Below are 16,357 nucleotides of genomic sequence, written 5' to 3'. Positions count from 1 at the left end.
TTAAGGACCTCCGGCTCATGGCCAGCAACTCGGGCTCACCTCCGGAAGGGACTCCCTTCGACATCGCGAAGATTCGCCAGCTCGTTCGCATGATGAAAGAGAACGACCTCTCCGAAGTCGACCTTCGGTGGGACGATTCGCGGGTTCGGCTCCGCCGTGGCCCCGACAACGTCGTGGTCTCTTCCGGTATGATGCCGGCGGTCCCGCAGGCGCTCGCCCCGGCTGCCGCGGCCGCCCCGAGTTCGACCGAGCCCGCCAAGCCCGAAAAACCCGAAGAGAGCGGCACGCTCATCACCAGCCCGATGGTCGGCACCTTTTACGCCTCCTCGAGCCCCGACGCCGACCCCTTCGTCTCGGTGGGAGCGAAGGTCACCAAGGACTCCACGGTGTGCATCATCGAAGCCATGAAGGTCTTCAACGAGATCCCCGCCGGCGTCGGTGGAACGATCGCCGAAATCCTCGTCGAGAACGGAGCCGCGGTCGAATTCGGCCAACCTCTCTTCCGAGTCTCCACCTAACTCCTCCGAGCGGAGACCCGACTCCACCATGTTCCAGCGTATCCTGATCGCCAATCGCGGTGAAATCGCCCTGCGGGTCATCCGAGCCTGCAAGGACCTCGGCATTCAATCGGTCGCGGTCTACAGCGAGGCCGATCGCGACGCCTCCTACCTGAAAATCGCCGACGAGGCGATCTGCATCGGCCCCGGCCCCTCCGCGGAGAGCTATCTCAACATCCCGAGGATCATCGCCGCCGCCGAGATCGCCGACGTTGAAGCGATTCACCCCGGCTACGGCTTCCTGAGCGAGAATCCGCACTTCGCCGAGGTCTGCCGCTCCTGCCGGATCGAGTTTATTGGCCCCTCCCACGAGTCGATGCGGCTGCTCGGCAACAAGTCGGCCGCCCGCGATCTCGCCAAGGAGAACAACGTTCCCACCGTTCCCGGGAGCGACGGCGCCATCGAGGACGAACAAGAGGCGATTCGCCTCGCCCACGAGATCGGCTTCCCCGTCCTGATCAAGGCGGCGGCCGGCGGCGGCGGGCGCGGGATGCGCGTCGCCAGCAACGACATCTCCCTGCACTCGGCCCTGCAACAGGCCCAAGCCGAAGCCGAGGCCGCGTTCAACGATCGCTCCGTCTACATCGAGAAGCTGATCGAACAGCCGCGACACATCGAAGTGCAGATCCTCGCCGATACCCAAGGGTCGGTCGTCCATCTTTGGGAACGCGACTGCTCGATGCAGCGGCGCTACCAGAAGATTGTCGAGGAAAGCCCGGCGCCCGGCCTCCCCTCGTCGGTTCGCGAGGACATCTGCAAGGCGGCGGTCCGGCTCATTAAGTCGGCCAAGTACATCAACGCCGCGACGTGCGAGTTCCTCGTCGACAAGGACCATCGCTTCTACTTCATTGAAGCCAACGCCCGCATCCAGGTCGAACACCCCGTCACCGAACTGGTGACCGGCATCGACTTGGTCAAACAGCAAATCAAGATCGCCGCCGGCGAACCGCTCCCCTGGACCCAAGACCAGATCGAGCAACGCGGCTGCGCCATCGAGTGCCGGATCAACGCCGAGGACCCGGAACACAACTTCCGCCCAAGCCCCGGACTGATCGAGGAGTGGCGTCCCGCCGGCGGCTACGGCGTCCGGATCGACAGCCATGTCTCCGCCGGCTATCGCGTCCCGCCGAACTACGATTCGCTGATCTGCAAGCTGATCGTTCACCAGCCGACGCGAGAAGAAGCGATCGCCTGTGTGCGTCGCTGCCTCGACGAGTTCCACATTAAGGGCATCGCCACCACGATCCCTCTCCACCGTCGCATCTTCCGCGACAGCGCCTTCATCGAGGGCGGCATCGACACCAAGTACCTCGAGCGCACCTACACCAACGACGAAGCGTAGCGACTGGTCACCAGTCACTCGTTCTCAAACACGCAAAGGGGTGCGAGGTCATCGCCCCGCGCCTCTGGGAAGCGTTGGCAATTAGCCGCGACGCGGCGGCCGAGTAGAGCCTGATGGCGTAAGCCCCAGGTTACCCGGTTCGAAGATCCCCGAGTCCCGAAGAGACGGCTTCGGTGACTTGCCGGTCTGACTCTCCAAGATCCGACAAGAGCAAGGGCACGACGAGGTGTTGTCGTCCGCCGAGGCTCGGCTTGCCGCGTTCGTCCACCTAGCACTCACTTCGTGAATACGCGATGGGTCACCATGACCCCTATCGCCTCATGCGCGTGAGCGATCCCTCCAACCGAGCGGCGAACGAACACGTACTAGAAGCAGAGAGACTCGCATCGGAAACACGTCGCCATCTCCGCGAGGGAGGGAACCATGCAAACGCTCACGCACGAACAAGCCAGGCAGTTCTACGATCGCTTCGGGGCGCGGCAGGACAACCAGCGCTGGTACGAAGACCGACCGATCGCCGCCCTCCTCGACCAACTCGACTTCTCCGGCGCCGAGCGTCTCCTCGAATTCGGCGTCGGGACCGGACGACTCGCGGAGAAGCTCCTTCATCACGAGCTGCCATCATCTTGTCACTATGTCGGCATCGACGCCAGCGCGACGATGATCGCTCTCGCGGACGATCGCCTCGAGCCCTGGTTCGACCGCGTCCGACTCATTCAAAGCGATGGCACGATCCAACTCGATCTCGACGACGGCTCCCGCGACCACATCATCTCGACCTACGTGCTCGACTTGCTGAGCGAAGAAGACATCCGACAGTTCCTGCGCGAGGCCCATCGGGTGCTAACGCCGACGGGACGCTGCGGCTTGGTCGGACTGACTTGGGGTGAGGAACCGATCTCGCGAGGGGTGATGGGAGTCTGGTCGGCGGTCCACTCGTTGTCGCCGCGGCTGGTGGGAGGGTGTCGCCCGCTTCGCTTGGAGGAGCTGCTCGATCCAAACGAGTGGACCTTGGTGGACCGGCGAGTCGTCACCTGTTGGGGATTGGCGTCGGAGGCGGTGGTTCTCTCACCGCGGTAGGAAGTCCGATGATTCAAGCTCACCGCTAGCGAATCACCTTTCCCTCGACGCCCAACAACTGACTGTTGGGAACGCTGTTGCCGAACCTCTCGAACTGGTCGAATGTCCAGACGACCTTCTTCGACTTCGGGTCGATCTCGATGAGTAGGGGCTGCCCCGGTCCGGCATGACAGTTGCCGATCACGTAATGACCATTGGGCAAGACCTCCAGAGTGGTGACCCACGCCAACCTGATCCCGGGAAGTTCCTCCTGATCGAGCCGCCAAACGACCTCCTTGTCGGGGCTGACCTCGAGCACGCGATGGCCATTGCCCGTGGCGATCAACGTATTGCCGTTGGGTAACCGAAGAGCGCCGAAGAGCTTGTTGCCGTAGGCGCTCGGGCCATGGCCGGGCCTAGGCGTCTTGCCGAAGAGGGGGACTTCGTACACCCAGACGACCCTCCCCGCCGCGTCGTACTCGCGTACCTTGCCGTCGTTCTCATGAGCGACCAGGTAGTGGCCGTTGGCAAGCTTGCGAACGAGCCGAGTATCGGAGTGGGGGTGGGGACGATCGAGCTGGAGCGGGACTTCCTTGGTCAGCTTCCCCTCGCGGTCGATCTCGATGATCCTGCCCGATCCCGATTCGGCGATCATCACCGCCCCGCCGGGCAGCGGTTGGAAAGAATGAACCTCAACCCGCTTGCCTTGGTTGCCATTGCTCTTGGCGGCGTCGTAGCTCCAAACGACCTCGTTGGTTTCAGAGTCGATCTCGACAATCTTGCCCATTCCCTGCTGGACCATCAGGTGTCCGTTGGGAAGAACGTGGAGGTCGTGGATCCCACCCCAGGGCATCGACCACTCGATGTTCCCCTTGGCATCGACGATCGCCAGTTGGCCATTCCCCTGAATCACGAGTCGGTGATCCGCGCGCAAGTCGGACGGAAGCGCTAGGCTAGCCACGGCCCAGAAGAAAAGATGGAGTCGTCTCATCGTCGTTCCCTTTTCCCCAGTCCCTTGAGCCATCCAAAGAAGAGGATGGCTCCCAACAACATCGTTAACAATACTAACAAACCAATCGCCCAACGGGGAGATCCCCGATGCCACCACGAGTTGTTTTGAAGATTGAGAGAGACTCACCGGCGCCGAGAGAGGCGAGCGGGAACACACAGTACCGCTGGGGCGTTGCGCCCCAGCTTGCGATGCACGAACAGAGGTGTCTGGAGAAAAGCGCGGTCAGCCCTCGGCGCCTGGAAGCTTGTTGCCCAGTTCGACGAGTTTGTCCAACTGTTCCTTGGCCGAGGAGGATGCCTTGCCCTTGTTGAGGGTGGAGACTAGCTCCTTGGCGATGCCTTGAATCTCCTCATAGGTCGCGGTTTGGTCGCCGGTCGGTCGGCCGCTCAAGTCCCCCAGGTTCTCGACGAGATTCTGAAGCTCCATCGCGCAAGCGACGGGAGCCTTGGGGTATTCGGCGCTCGCCCGAGCGATCGCCTCCCTGACGGTGTTGGCGAAGACCTCCGGTTTGCGGGCATCGTTCTCCGGGCTGCCGGCACCATTGCCGTCAGCACATCCCGCCACCACGAGCATCGCCAGGGCGATGCTCGTCTTGAGAAAACGAATCATCGAACATGTCATTAGCGGCCAATCTCCACAATCTCGTTGCCAGCGATCGTCGCCGCTCCGTAGAGGATCCGTTCATCGATGGAATTGCCGATGAAGTGGACACTTCCATCACAGAAGACGACATTGACGCCGCCCTCGTGGTTACTGCGAAGAGCGATCCGCGCAGGGGTGCCGTTGCCATCGTTGCAACTGAGTTGCGGCCCCGTCAAGCCATTGGCACACGAGGCAGGCTCGTCGCGTTTGTTGGAGTCGTACGCGTTGCCGTTGGGGACCATGACACGCGTGTAGTCGAGCCCGCCGCCCGAAGCTTCCAGGACGTTGATGCTGAAATAGCATCCGGCGGGATGGGACCAGAGTCCGCGTCCGTCATCGCCACTGTCGTGGGCGTTGAGGACTTCACCGAGCATGAAAGTCTTATTGGTACCGTCGGCGATATCGCCCAGTTTCGCTCCGTACTGCTTGACCGCGTTGAAGGCGGATTTGAAGCGGTTCTGATCTATGTAGCTCGCCTGCCAAGCCCGTCCCGCGCCGAAGCAAGCGCCGTAATTGCCGCGGGCGAAGGGCCCGGTTCCCTCGGAACCGGTGTGGGTTTGTCGTGCCGTCGGGCGGGGGGACGAGGGACAGAGGAACGCTTCGACGACTTGCCCGGCGACCTCCTCGTTGTCGGAATGTTGTGCGGGAAGGCTGAAGTTGTACTTGTCCGCGAGCGATTGGCGATCGATGAACGGCAGGATCATCGTCATCCAGGTGGCGCCCCAATCGGGAGCACGTCCCGATTGACGGGTCGAGTCGGTCGCGGTTCCCGTCGTATCGTTGTAGATGCCGCCGGGGGGAAACTGACCGTGGGAGGACTCATACGTGAGCACCGCGGTGCCAAGTTGCTTGAGGTTGTTCTGACACTGGCTTCGACGAGCCGCCGCCCGAGCTTGCTGCACGGCGGGAAGCAAGAGCCCCACCAAGACACCGATGATCGCGATGACCACGAGTAACTCGACCAGAGTGAACCCCAACGAATACCGCTTCGAGCGCGGACTCTCCATGGTCCTTTTCCTCTCGGTTTAGACGTGACGTGATGACCTGAAGTGAAGAAATGGTCGCCCCAACGAGCCTGTCGATCAAGTCGTCGGATTGTCCGAGCCGCAATTGGTCCCCAGCGGCGTCCGGAACACTTCGCCTTCCCCTCAACTTCCCCCAGACGGAATATTGTACATCCTTATCGACGCTCGCTCAACAATGTCGATAGCCCAATCAGTATTTTCGGAAGCTTACGGAACGCCCTAAGTGCTAGTAAATGCTCTTCTTATGCTTGTTTGTCGCCGCTGGATGAGCCACCGAACCTTCATTTCTCCCCAGTTCTTGAAGGCGTAATCCAGAATTGCCGCCATCGCTGGTCCACTTTGACCATCCGCCCAGCGGGACGAAAGAACTCGGAAGCCGACGGTCATCGCCGACTCGATCGACGGAAACGCTGCCCATTCCCGCCGCGGCCCCTTATCATTCGAGGCGACGACGCGGGAAGACCGGCCACCGGAGAGGGAACTCGCCTTGGAGACGAACTACGACGACATCGCGCAAGAGTACCAAGAGATCAAGAACGAACCATGGCGTCTCCACTGCGAAGAGCACATGATCCGCGAACTGGTCGGCGACCTCGCGGGCAAGTCGGTCCTCGACCTGGCGTGCGGCGAGGGCCATCTGACCAGACGGCTCAAACGGCATGGCGCTCGCCGGGTGGTTGGGGTCGATCTCTCCCAAGGAATGATCGATCTGGCGACCGCGCAGGAGGCCCAGCGGCCCCTCGGCATCGAGTACGCGACGCACGACGTTCGGGGGCTCGACCTCGGGGAACGCTTCGATCGGATCACCGCCGGCTGGCTTCTGAGCTATTCACCCACCACGGGCGACTTGCTCGAGATGGGACGAACGATCGCCCGTCATCTGACTCCCGACGGCCACTTCGCCACCATCGACAATCACCACGACATCGCGTATCGGCAGTTCGGCAAGCTCAGGGCCTACAACGTCGGCAAGGAGGTCCCACATGAGGTCGCCGACGGGACGCCCGTGCGCGTTTGGGGTTATCTCCCCGGGGGCGGCACCGTGGAGATGGAGGTCTACCACTACAGCCACGAGACCTATGAGTCGGTTCTTCACGAGGCGGGCCTCGATCAGATCACCTGGCATCGGCCAATGATCGCGCCGGAGGGCATGGAGCTATTTGGCGCCGACTATTGGGACTACTGGATCAAGCATCCCTTCCTGATGGGAATGACCGCGAAACGGCGTTCCTGACCATGCCGCCGCTTAGCAGTCCACTGATCTATTCGCTGCCGGCTACGAACGGCCCTTTTGGGTCAATGTCCGCGTCAAAGAAACTCGACGAATCTACGGATTCGCCTGCGTTTCTTCTCCTTGATCTTGGCCAACATGACTCGTTCTCACCTTGGCCCGCTTCGATCAACGGACTGCTAGCGGAGCATCGCTTTCCGCTTCAGTCAGTCTGCTTCATCGCTTACAATGCGGGCCACCGCGATCCCACCCGCGACGGAACGAAGAGAGAGCCCACCCACCACCGCAATAGGAGCCCCGCATGCGCTCACGATGGATGACACCACTCTTGGTCGGCATGGCCCTGCTCGTCGGTATTTCCCAGGCCTCCTTGGGCGACGAGGCGCGTAAGCCGAACGTGGTCATGATCGTGAGCGATGACCAGGGCTACGCCGACCTGGGGTGCTTTGGCAGCGAGGAGATCAAGACGCCTCACCTCGATCGTCTGGCGAAAGAGGGCGTCTGCCTGACGAGCTTCTATGTCTCTTGGCCGGCATGCACCCCGAGCCGAGCTAGCCTGCTGACTGGCCGCTACCCACAGCGCAATGGCATCTACGACATGATTCGCAACGAAGCCCCCGACTACGGCTACAAGTACAAGCCGGCCGAGTACGAAGTGACCTTCGAACGCATCGGCGGCATGGATCTCCGGGAACGTTTCCTGCCGGAGTTGCTCGACGACGCGGGCTACACCAGCGGGATCTACGGAAAGTGGGATCTCGGCTCGCTTAAGCGGTTTCTTCCGACCTCGCGCGGCTTCGACGACTTCTACGGCTTCGTCAATACGGGGATCGACTACTTCACGCACGAGCGCTACGGCGTCCCGTCGATGTATCGCAACCTCGAACCGACGACCGAGGACAAGGGAACCTACGCCACCGACCTCTTCCGGCGCGAAGCCGTCCGCTTCCTGGAAGAGCACCACGACGAGCCGTTCTTTCTCTATGTGCCGTTCAACGCCCCCCACAGCGCCTCGAACCTCGATCCGAAAATCCGCGGCGCCGCCCAGGGCCCCGACGAGTTCAAAAAGATCTACCCCGAACTCATGAAGATGGCTGGCTACCAGCGCCGGATTGCCAAGAGAAGTGGGATGCAAACAGTCCCCAACAGGGCAAGGAAACGACTCGAATACGCCTCGTCGGTCTCCAGCATGGACGACGCGATCGGCGAACTGCTCCACTTGCTGGACAAGTACGGCGTCGCCGAGGACACGATCGTGGTCTTCTTCTCGGACAACGGTGGCGGCGGCGGGGCCGATAACGCACCGCTTCGAGGAAAGAAGGCGATGATGTTCGAGGGGGGAATCCGAGTTCCGTGCATCGTCCGCTACCCCCGAAGAGTTCCCGCGGGGACGCGAAGCGACGAGTTCCTGACCTCGCTCGAGTTGGTGCCGACCTTTCTCGCGGCCGCCTCGATCCCGCAACCCGACGATGTCGTCTTCGATGGCTTCGACATGATGCCGGTCCTCGCCGGCGCGAAGCCCTCGCCCCGCAAGGAGATGTTCTGGGAACGTCGCGACGATCGAGCCGCGCGGGTGGGGAATTGGAAGTGGGTCGAGTCGTCGAAGGGCAATGGACTGTTCGATCTCTCCAACGATATCGGCGAGCAGCACGACCTTTCGACGAGTCATCCCGAGAAGCTCGCGGAGTTGAAACAACGCTTCGCCGACTGGAAGAAGGAGATGGCCGCCGCCGAACCACGGGGCCCCTTCCGCGATTTCTAGCCGCTGTTAACTTGTGACGATTGTACCGGTCATGCCGATTGCTCCGATCGGAGCGCGACGCTCGATTGAACCGGCGATCCCGAATCGTTCGGTTCGACGGGCTCGATGTCCGATCAAGGGAGAGGCGGTCCGTCTCGAGTGGCCGCGTTGTACCTCGGCAGTGGACCGCGAACCGAGTCCATCGTCGATCTCCGACCCGCATTCGGATGAGGGATCGCATGACCGATCACGCAAACCGCACCCCAAACCTGCTTCACTTGCACCAAGCACTCCGAGTAGGCGGCCGTTCGGCGTTGGTGTTGTCGTTGATTCTCGCGGGGGTGTGCTGCCAAGCGGTCGCCATTGAGCCCTGCCCGATCATGGAGGACGTCGAGCTGCTTGAGGGCGCGAGTCTGAACGAGTTGCGGACGCTCGAGAACGCCATCTCCCTCGCCGAGCAGTACAATCCCGGCCTGCGGGCGGCGGCCGCCGCGGTGGAAAGGCAGCGTGGTCTCGCGATCCAAGCCGGTCTTTACCCCAATCCCGACGTTGTCGCCGGTCCCAATCAGCTTGGCAACGTCGAGAGTCAATACTCCGTCCAGGTCGCGCAAGAGTTCGTCACGAAGGGAAAACTGCGGCTCGATCGGGCCGCGGCGCGGGAAGCGATCAGTCGCGCGGATGCGGCTTACGTTCAACGCCGCTTCGAACTACTGACGACGGTCCGCAAGCATTACTACGAGGCCCTCGCCGCCAAACGCCGGGTGGAGATTATCGAGGACCTCACGGAAGTGGCTTGGCGTTCGGTGCGGGCCGCCCAGCAACGGGAAAAGGGAGGCGAAGGGACGACGACCGACACCCTGCTCCTAACCATCGAGGCGGAGCAGAACGACGTCGCCGAGTTGAAAGCGATCGCGCAGTACGATGCCCGCAAGAACGAACTCGTCGCGGTGATCGGCCTGCCCGAGATCGCCATCAGCACCCTCGAAGGTGATCTAGCCACTCCTCTGCCCGCGTTCGATTACGCCCTCAGTCGCCAACAGGTCGTCAACGAGAACGCCCAAGTGCAGGCGTCCGCGGCCGAGGTCCGGCGATCGCGTATTCTCTTGCGGCGCGCCGTCGTCGAACCCTTTCCGAACGTCACCGTCGAAGCGGGTTACCAGTACTTCGTCGGCGGCCCCAACAATCAGGCGCTCCTGGTCTTCGGGGTTCCGCTCCCGGTGTGGGATCGCAACCAAGGAAATGTCCGGGCGGCGCGCGCCGAAATCGCGCAAGCCGTCGACGACCTCGGCCAGGTTCAAGTCGAATTGGCCAACGCGCTGGCCACCGCGATCGGGAACTACCAAGCGGCAACCCAAGCCGTCGATCACATCAAACGCCTCATCCAGCCGAAGGCCCAGCGCGTGCTGAACATCACCCAAACGGCCTACGAACAAGGGCAGCTGGACTTCCTGCGTCTGCTCGAGGCGGAAAAGACGTTGATCGAGGTCAACCTTTCGTTGGTCGACGCCAACGAACGTCGCTGGACGGCGGCGGCCGAGGTCGCGGGATTGCTGCAACTCGAGGTCTTCCCGTAACCGCCGACATCGCGGTGAAACACCTTCGGTTGATTCCTGAGAACGCCCAGCTACCAATGAAGGGATCGGAACGCGAACCCTGGGACGTGGCTTTGGTAACCTTCACGCGGCTGATGCTTGTCGGATCGTTTCTCTACTTGCAAGGCGATTGTCGCTGCTGCGAGTCGTGGAACTTGTGGCATAGCCTCGTCTCCACCACGATCGCCTCACCCCATCACCACGACGACCACCATCACGAACACGACACTCCCACAAGCGATCTCGGTCACGCGATGACGCCGGTCGACTGCGATCCCGTCGCCCCCACATGGACGATCGATGAGCTGTCGATGATCGGGTGGAGTTGCCCCCCGGTCGGAGTCTTGGCTCTCCAAGAGTCTCCCTCGGCGCGATCATTGACTCTCCCGGGCCGAGAAGACGACTTCCCCCGTGCGCTACCGCTGCGCGCCCAGCTCCAATCCTTTCTGCTCTGAATCTTCCCATTCCATCCTGACCTGGTCGCGACTCGCTCGGGTGTACTCCCCGAGTGTTCGCTTTCATACGACGGCACCTTCGTCCCCTTGACGGATGACCGTCTCGGAACCCGGGCCCCTGGCCTCCCGACGGTAGGGATGGCCAAGGCCAGACTCTCGACCCAAACTCGAAGGAGCAATCATGCGATCATTCGCAACCTGTCTCGTTGCGGCGTCCCTTGGCCTCTGGATCACGGGATGCGGCGAGCACCACCACGACGAGGATGCCAAAGCAACCAGCAAGGCCGACGACCACGACGACCACGGCCACGGTCATTCCCACGACCATGGGCATGACCAAGAACACGATCATGGCGCCCACGGTCCCCATGAAGGCGAACTCCTCGAACTTGGCGACAGTGGCTACCACGCCGAGTTCGTCGACGACCCTCCCGCGACGAAGATCTACTTGCTTGGCAAGGACGCGAAGAGCCCGCTGGAAGCGGACGTCACCGGCGTCACCATCAACGTCAAGAGTGGCGATAAAGCCAAGCAGTTCACTCTCAAGGCCGACGCCAAGGGCGGCGACAAGCTCTACATCTCCGACGACGCGGAACTGACCTACCTCCTCGGCAGTGACGATGCCGACGCTCGCGTGCGGGTCGACATCGGCGAGAAGTCGTACGTCGCCGAGTTGCACCTGGACGAACACGACGAGCATGACGACCACGACGAAGAAGCTCCGTCGACGAAGAACTAACAGGGAGTCTCTCCATGACGAAAACCATTGCGGGGGCGATCGGCATCCTGCTGATCGTCCTCGTCTCCGCGGGGACCGGCTTTGTCGTCCGCCATGTCCTTCCCATCGCACCGGCCAACTCCGAAGAGACCAGCGCCGACGACGAACCGCATCCGTCCGGGGTGACGCTCTCCGAGCAAGCACGCAAGAACCTCGACTTGAAGACCGGCCGGATCGAACTCGGTGACTACTGGCGGACACTTTCGGTCCCCGGCGTGGTAATCGAGAAACCGGGCGAAAGCATGCACGGGGTGACGACGCCCGTCGAAGGCGTGGTCGAGAAGATCTTCGCCTCGCCCGGACAAGTCGTCCGGTCCGGCGATCCCCTCTTCCAGCTTCGTCTGACGGGAGAGCGGCTCGCCGAGGCCCAGTCGGAACTACTCAAGACCATCCGCGATATCGAGCTCGTCGATCGAGAGCTCAAGCGCATCGAACCGCTTGTCAAGGATGGCGCCGTCACGCAGCGACAGAAGCTCGAACTCGAGTACAAACGGCGCCGTTTCGAAGCGACCCAGCAAGTCGCCTCCCAGGAACTGCTGGCCCTTGGCCTGTCGGAAAAGCAGATCGCTCAAGCTCGCGAGACGGGCCAACTGGTCCGAACCTTCACCGTCCGTACTCCCGAGAGGGATCACCACGCGACTTCCGTTCCCGAGGAGGCGGATCGCCCCTTGCCAAAGGCCGATCGCTGCCCCGCCGAGGAAAGCGCCTTCACCATCGAAAAGCTCTTGGTTCAACGTGGCGGTCTGGTCGCCGCGGGCCAGAACCTGTGCGACCTCGCCGAGCACACGATGCTCTTTGTCGAGGGGCAAGCCTTCGAGAAGGAGGTCGAAGTCATCGGCAAGGCGATGACCAACGATTGGCCCATCAAGGCGGTCTTCGAGGTCGGCGACGACGAGGATCTCGTCCGCGAGGGACTGCGCGTGCTGTACATCGACAATCACGTGATCCCCGACTCGCGTACCGTCCGGCTCTATCTGCCGCTGTGCAACGAGGTCTTTAGCGATCGCCCTGGCGCCAACGGCTCGGTCTACCGAACCTGGCGGTTCAAGCCGGGGCAGAAGTGTCGGCTCTTCATTCCGGTCAAGCGGTGGACCGAGCGGATCGTCGTTCCCTCGGAGGCAGTCGTGGTCGAAGGCCCCGACGCGTATGTCTTTCAAGCGAGCGGCGATTCGTTCGAACGTCGCCCGGTACACCTGGAGTACCGCGACGCCGACACCGCGATCATCGCCAACGACGGCAGCATCTTTCCTGGCGACATCATCGCGCTGAACAACGCCTATCAGCTCAACTTGGCGTACAAGGCGAGCGTCGAAGGCGACAAGGGAGCCGGCCACGGTCACAGCCATGGCTAGCCGTCGGACAAGAACCGACTGCCACAGCGGTGCCACTTGCTGCTCGCCAGCCAGTGCGGCGAGCGATGGGTCTTCAGCGCGTGGCGAGAACCATTCGGCGGAACGAGCTATTCCCCTCTCCCGCCGGAAGAGGGGAGCAAGTGACGGGTTTTCGATCGGGACTTGGTCCATGTCTCCTGATTGACGAGTTCGTTGCATGAAACCTCGTTCTCCGATCGTGCGGGAGCGTGCTGAATCAGAGGCCTTTCCCGCGTGCCCACGGCGAGCGTGGGCGAGGCACCCAAGAGCCTATTGGTCGTGAATAGACAACCAGAACACTAGGTAACGATTTCATGCTCAACGCGGTCATCCGCCTCGCCTTGAAAAACAGACTCTTGGTCATCGGGCTCGCGCTGGTCATCGCGATGTACGGAAGCTGGGTGACGTCGCAACTATCGATCGACGTCTTCCCCCAACTGACGCGGCCGCGGGTGACGATCATGACCGAGGCCCCCGGCCTGGCTCCCGAAGAGGTCGAGACGCTCGTCACCTTTCCTTTGGAAACGGCCCTCAACGGGGCCGCGGGGGTCGAGACCGTCCGCAGTTCCTCGGGTATCGGTCTCTCGATCATCTTCGTCGAGTTCGGTTGGAACGCCGACATCTACACCGCCCGGCAGATCGTCCAGGAACGGATGGCCCTCGCCAGCGAACAACTCCCCGAGGGGATCACGCCCCAACTGGCGCCGATCAGCTCCATCCTGGGGCAGATCATGCTCGTGGGGCTCTGGAGCGAAGAGGGAAAGACCGACCCGCTCGAGTTGCGTACCCTCGCCGATTGGGTTCTGCGACAACGGCTGCTCGCCATCCCCGGCGTCGCGCAAGTCATCAGCATGGGCGGTGGCCGCAAGCAGTATCAAGTCCTCGTCAATCCCGACAGCATGCGTGCCTACGGCGTCACGCTGCACGATGTCGACACCGCGCTGGCCGCGAGCAACCTCAACGTCACCGGTGGCTACCTCGAATCGGGATCCAGCGAGTTCCTCGTCCGGGGATTGGGCCGCGTCGAGACCCTCGACGACATCGAGAAAGTGGTCGTCAAGCGAACGGCCGAGCGGTCGATCCTGATCCGCGACGTCGCCAGAGTCGTCGCCGGGCCGCAAGTCAAGCGGGGTGACTCCTCGGTCAATGGTCGCTACCCCGGTGTCATCCTCACCATTCAAAAGCAACCTGGCGCCGATACCCGACGTATCACCGAGGACATCACCAAGGCGCTGCTCGAATTCAAGGAGACGCTCCCCGAGGACATCGGGATCGACGAGAACATCTTCCAACAGCGGATGTTCATCGACCGAGGGGTCGACAACGTCGTCGAGGCCCTGCGCGATGGAGCCATCCTGGTCGTGATCATTCTCTTTCTGTTCCTGATGGATCTGCGCACGACCTTCATCACGCTGACCGCGATCCCGCTCTCGGTCCTCGTCACCGCCCTCGTTTTCTACTCTCTCGAGATGTCGATCAACGTGATGACCCTCGGCGGCTTGGCGGTCGCGATCGGCGAACTGGTCGATGACGCGATCGTCGACGTCGAGAACATCCACCGTCGGCTGAAGGAGAACGCCGCCAGCGACCGACCGCGACCGGTCCTGACCGTCGTCTACGAGGCGAGCATCGAGATCCGCCGGGCGATCGTCTTCGGCACGATGCTGGTGATTCTCGTCTTCCTTCCCCTCTTCGCGCTCAGCGGAATGGAGGGTCGACTCTTCGTCCCGATGGGCTTGGCGTACATCGTCTCGATCCTCGCATCGCTGGCGGTCTCGCTCACCGTCACCCCGGTCCTCAGTTCGTTCCTGCTCGGCCGCGGAAAGTCGACCGGACACGATCCCGAGGATTCGGAGCGCGATGGCTTTCTCTTGCGTTGGCTCAAGTACCTGATGGCCCCGATCATCCACTTCGGCATCGCGCTGCCGGGGATGATCCTCACGATGGGCGCGGTCCTCGTGATCGGTGCCTTCGTCGTCCTGGCGAATCTCGGCGCCGACTTTCTCCCGGAGTTCGACGAAGGGGCGGTCCAAGTCAACGTCATCCTCCCGCCGGGATCCTCGCTTTCGACCAGCAACCGTCTCGGCCGTATCATTGACGAACGCTTCCGCGCCCTTCAAGCGACGTCCGAGAACCCGACCGGGCCCATCTTGAGCTTCGGCCGCAAGACCGGTCGCGCGGAGAACGACGAACACATCATGGAAGTCAACGTCAGCGAGTACGTCATCGCGCTGAACCCCGAAAGCGGGCTGTCGCGGCGCGAGGTGCTCAAGCTCTTTCGCGACGAGCTCAAGGAGATTCCCGGCATCCAATACGAGGTGGAACAGCCATTGGCCCACCTCATCAGCCACATGCTCTCGGGCGTGACGGCCCAGATCGGCATCAAGGTCTACGGCGACGATCTCGATGTCCTGCGGCGTCTGGCCAACGAGATCAAAGGCGCGATCCAGAGCGTGCCGGGAATCGCGCCGCCCGTCGTCGAGCCGATGCAGCTCATCCCGCAGATCCGCATCGAACTCAACCGCGACGAGCTGGCGCTCTACGGCATCACGCCCAAGTACGTCAACGACTTCATTGAGACGGCGATGAACGGCGCGGTCATCTCGTCGGTCCTCGATGGTCAGCGAACCTTCGACCTCTTGGTTCGGCTCGACGAGCCCTACCGCAAGGACATCACGAAGCTCAACCGACTCTCGCTCGATCTCCCCGACGGCGGTAGGATCCCGATCTCCTCGGTGGCGAAGGTCTACGAGGGAGGCGGACCGAACACGATCAACCGCGAGAATGTTCGGCGACGGGTCACGATCCGCGTCAACACGACCGATCGCGATCTCGGCAGCGCCGTGGCCGACATCAAACGCCGCATCGCGGAGAACGTCACCCTTCCCGAAGGCTACTTCATCGAATACGGCGGCCAGTTCGAGGCCCAAGAGCAAGCGACGCGCATGATCGGCTTTCTCAGCCTTCTGTCGCTCGCCGGAGTCTTCCTCGTGCTCTACACGACGCTCCCCTCGGTCCGCATCGTGCTTCAGATCATGGTGGCGATCCCGGCAGCCTTCGTCGGCGGTGTCGCCGCGTTGGCACTGAGCGGGCAAGTCCTCACCGTCGCGAGCTTGGTCGGCTTCATCTCCCTCGCCGGCATCGCCTCGCGCAATGGCATCCTGCTCGTCTCCCACTACTTGCACCTGATGCGTTTCGAAGGGGAAGAATTCAACGAGAAGATGGTGCTGCGCGGTAGCCTCGAGCGGTTGGCGCCGGTGTTGATGACGGCGCTGACGACCGGCATCGGCCTCGTTCCGCTGGTATGGGGTGGGCAAGCTCCGGGACGCGAGATTCTCTACCCGGTGGCGACCGTCATCGTCGGCGGCTTGACAACGTCGACGCTCTGCGAGTTCCTGATCCGGCCGGGCATCTTTCTCGCCTTCAGCGGTTCGGCCGCCAAGCGGCTGGTCGAGGGAATCGAGCCGGAGTCACCAGCCAGCGATGACTCGCGAGACAAAACCTAGTGCATTGATCCATCGACCTCTCGGATTGCCACTGGCTGCTTGTCCGC

Annotated in this window: 13 protein-coding genes; 10 read left to right on the top strand and 3 right to left on the bottom strand. The window is 62.2% G+C overall.

The genetic code is table 11. The annotated features are described in order from the left end of the window. Window positions 1-17: 17 nt before the first annotated feature. From accB to Pan216_RS05800, 3 genes are all read left to right on the top strand, one after another. A complete protein-coding gene (accB, locus tag Pan216_RS05810) occupies window positions 18-518 on the top strand; it encodes an acetyl-CoA carboxylase biotin carboxyl carrier protein (protein WP_145256110.1) in 501 nt (166 codons plus the stop codon). 28 nt (window positions 519-546) lie between these two features. Further along, entirely contained in the window at window positions 547-1,899 is a 1,353-nt protein-coding gene (gene accC / locus Pan216_RS05805; RefSeq protein WP_145256107.1) for an acetyl-CoA carboxylase biotin carboxylase subunit, read from the top strand. Between the two features lie 423 nt (window positions 1,900-2,322). Beyond that, window positions 2,323-2,979, top strand: coding sequence for a class I SAM-dependent methyltransferase (locus Pan216_RS05800; RefSeq protein ID WP_145256104.1), 657 nt, complete (start codon window positions 2,323-2,325; stop codon window positions 2,977-2,979). 25 nt (window positions 2,980-3,004) lie between these two features. Here the strand turns inward: Pan216_RS05800 and Pan216_RS05795 are convergent, their stop codons facing one another. The 3 genes from Pan216_RS05795 to Pan216_RS05785 all read right to left on the bottom strand — a co-directional run bounded on the left by Pan216_RS05795 (window position 3,005) and on the right by Pan216_RS05785 (window position 5,619). After that, window positions 3,005-3,949, bottom strand: coding sequence for an outer membrane protein assembly factor BamB family protein (locus tag Pan216_RS05795; RefSeq protein ID WP_419193302.1), 945 nt, complete (start codon window positions 3,947-3,949; stop codon window positions 3,005-3,007). A 243-nt stretch (window positions 3,950-4,192) separates the two neighbouring features. Continuing rightward, window positions 4,193-4,579, bottom strand: coding sequence for a hypothetical protein (locus tag Pan216_RS05790; RefSeq protein ID WP_145256101.1), 387 nt, complete (start codon window positions 4,577-4,579; stop codon window positions 4,193-4,195). An 11-nt stretch (window positions 4,580-4,590) separates the two neighbouring features. Beyond that, a complete protein-coding gene (locus Pan216_RS05785; RefSeq protein ID WP_145263668.1) occupies window positions 4,591-5,619 on the bottom strand; it encodes a DUF1559 family PulG-like putative transporter in 1,029 nt (342 codons plus the stop codon). 505 nt (window positions 5,620-6,124) lie between these two features. Between Pan216_RS05785 and Pan216_RS05780 the strand changes: the two genes are divergently transcribed. From Pan216_RS05780 to Pan216_RS05750, 7 genes are all read left to right on the top strand, one after another. Beyond that, complete coding sequence (locus Pan216_RS05780) at window positions 6,125-6,871, top strand: class I SAM-dependent DNA methyltransferase (protein WP_145256098.1); 747 nt, start codon at window positions 6,125-6,127, stop codon at window positions 6,869-6,871. Window positions 6,872-7,169: 298 nt separating this feature from the next. Then, on the top strand, window positions 7,170-8,630 hold the full coding sequence (locus Pan216_RS05775) for a sulfatase-like hydrolase/transferase (RefSeq protein WP_145256095.1): 1,461 nt from the start codon (window positions 7,170-7,172) through the stop codon (window positions 8,628-8,630). A 218-nt stretch (window positions 8,631-8,848) separates the two neighbouring features. Further along, window positions 8,849-10,183: a TolC family protein gene (locus Pan216_RS05770; protein ID WP_419193301.1), complete on the top strand. Its 1,335-nt coding sequence runs from the start codon at window positions 8,849-8,851 to the stop codon at window positions 10,181-10,183. 86 nt (window positions 10,184-10,269) lie between these two features. After that, window positions 10,270-10,656 (top strand): hypothetical protein, encoded by a 387-nt coding sequence (locus tag Pan216_RS05765; RefSeq protein ID WP_145256090.1) that lies wholly within the window; start codon window positions 10,270-10,272, stop codon window positions 10,654-10,656. Between the two features lie 181 nt (window positions 10,657-10,837). After that, the gene (locus tag Pan216_RS05760; RefSeq protein WP_145256087.1) at window positions 10,838-11,395 is read left to right on the top strand and encodes a hypothetical protein; all 558 of its coding nucleotides are present in this window, start codon (window positions 10,838-10,840) and stop codon (window positions 11,393-11,395) included. Window positions 11,396-11,409: 14 nt separating this feature from the next. Beyond that, window positions 11,410-12,786: an efflux RND transporter periplasmic adaptor subunit gene (locus Pan216_RS05755; RefSeq protein ID WP_145256085.1), complete on the top strand. Its 1,377-nt coding sequence runs from the start codon at window positions 11,410-11,412 to the stop codon at window positions 12,784-12,786. A gap of 332 nt (window positions 12,787-13,118) precedes the next feature. After that, window positions 13,119-16,310, top strand: a complete 3,192-nt coding sequence (locus Pan216_RS05750; protein ID WP_145256082.1) for an efflux RND transporter permease subunit — start codon at window positions 13,119-13,121, stop codon at window positions 16,308-16,310. The last annotated feature ends 47 nt before the right edge of the window (window positions 16,311-16,357 follow it).

It is taken from the genome of Kolteria novifilia, assembly GCA_007748055.1.
Classification (GTDB): domain Bacteria; phylum Planctomycetota; class Planctomycetia; order Kolteriales; family Kolteriaceae; genus Kolteria; species Kolteria novifilia.
This window is presented reverse-complemented; position numbering and strand designations above follow the sequence as displayed.

What these genes read in the sequence shown, in the direction of transcription:
- accB (WP_145256110.1), top strand. Translation starts at nt 18, where the DNA reads ATGGCCAGCAACTCGGGCTCACCTCCGGAAGGGACTCCCTTCGACATC.
- Pan216_RS05775 (WP_145256095.1), top strand. Translation starts at nt 7,170, where the DNA reads ATGCGCTCACGATGGATGACACCACTCTTGGTCGGCATGGCCCTGCTC.
- accC (WP_145256107.1), top strand. Translation starts at nt 547, where the DNA reads ATGTTCCAGCGTATCCTGATCGCCAATCGCGGTGAAATCGCCCTGCGG.
- Pan216_RS05790 (WP_145256101.1), bottom strand. Translation starts at nt 4,579, where the DNA reads ATGATTCGTTTTCTCAAGACGAGCATCGCCCTGGCGATGCTCGTGGTG.
- Pan216_RS05770 (WP_419193301.1), top strand. Translation starts at nt 8,849, where the DNA reads ATGACCGATCACGCAAACCGCACCCCAAACCTGCTTCACTTGCACCAA.
- Pan216_RS05755 (WP_145256085.1), top strand. Translation starts at nt 11,410, where the DNA reads ATGACGAAAACCATTGCGGGGGCGATCGGCATCCTGCTGATCGTCCTC.
- Pan216_RS05785 (WP_145263668.1), bottom strand. Translation starts at nt 5,619, where the DNA reads ATGGAGAGTCCGCGCTCGAAGCGGTATTCGTTGGGGTTCACTCTGGTC.
- Pan216_RS05795 (WP_419193302.1), bottom strand. Translation starts at nt 3,949, where the DNA reads ATGAGACGACTCCATCTTTTCTTCTGGGCCGTGGCTAGCCTAGCGCTT.
- Pan216_RS05800 (WP_145256104.1), top strand. Translation starts at nt 2,323, where the DNA reads ATGCAAACGCTCACGCACGAACAAGCCAGGCAGTTCTACGATCGCTTC.
- Pan216_RS05750 (WP_145256082.1), top strand. Translation starts at nt 13,119, where the DNA reads ATGCTCAACGCGGTCATCCGCCTCGCCTTGAAAAACAGACTCTTGGTC.
- Pan216_RS05760 (WP_145256087.1), top strand. Translation starts at nt 10,838, where the DNA reads ATGCGATCATTCGCAACCTGTCTCGTTGCGGCGTCCCTTGGCCTCTGG.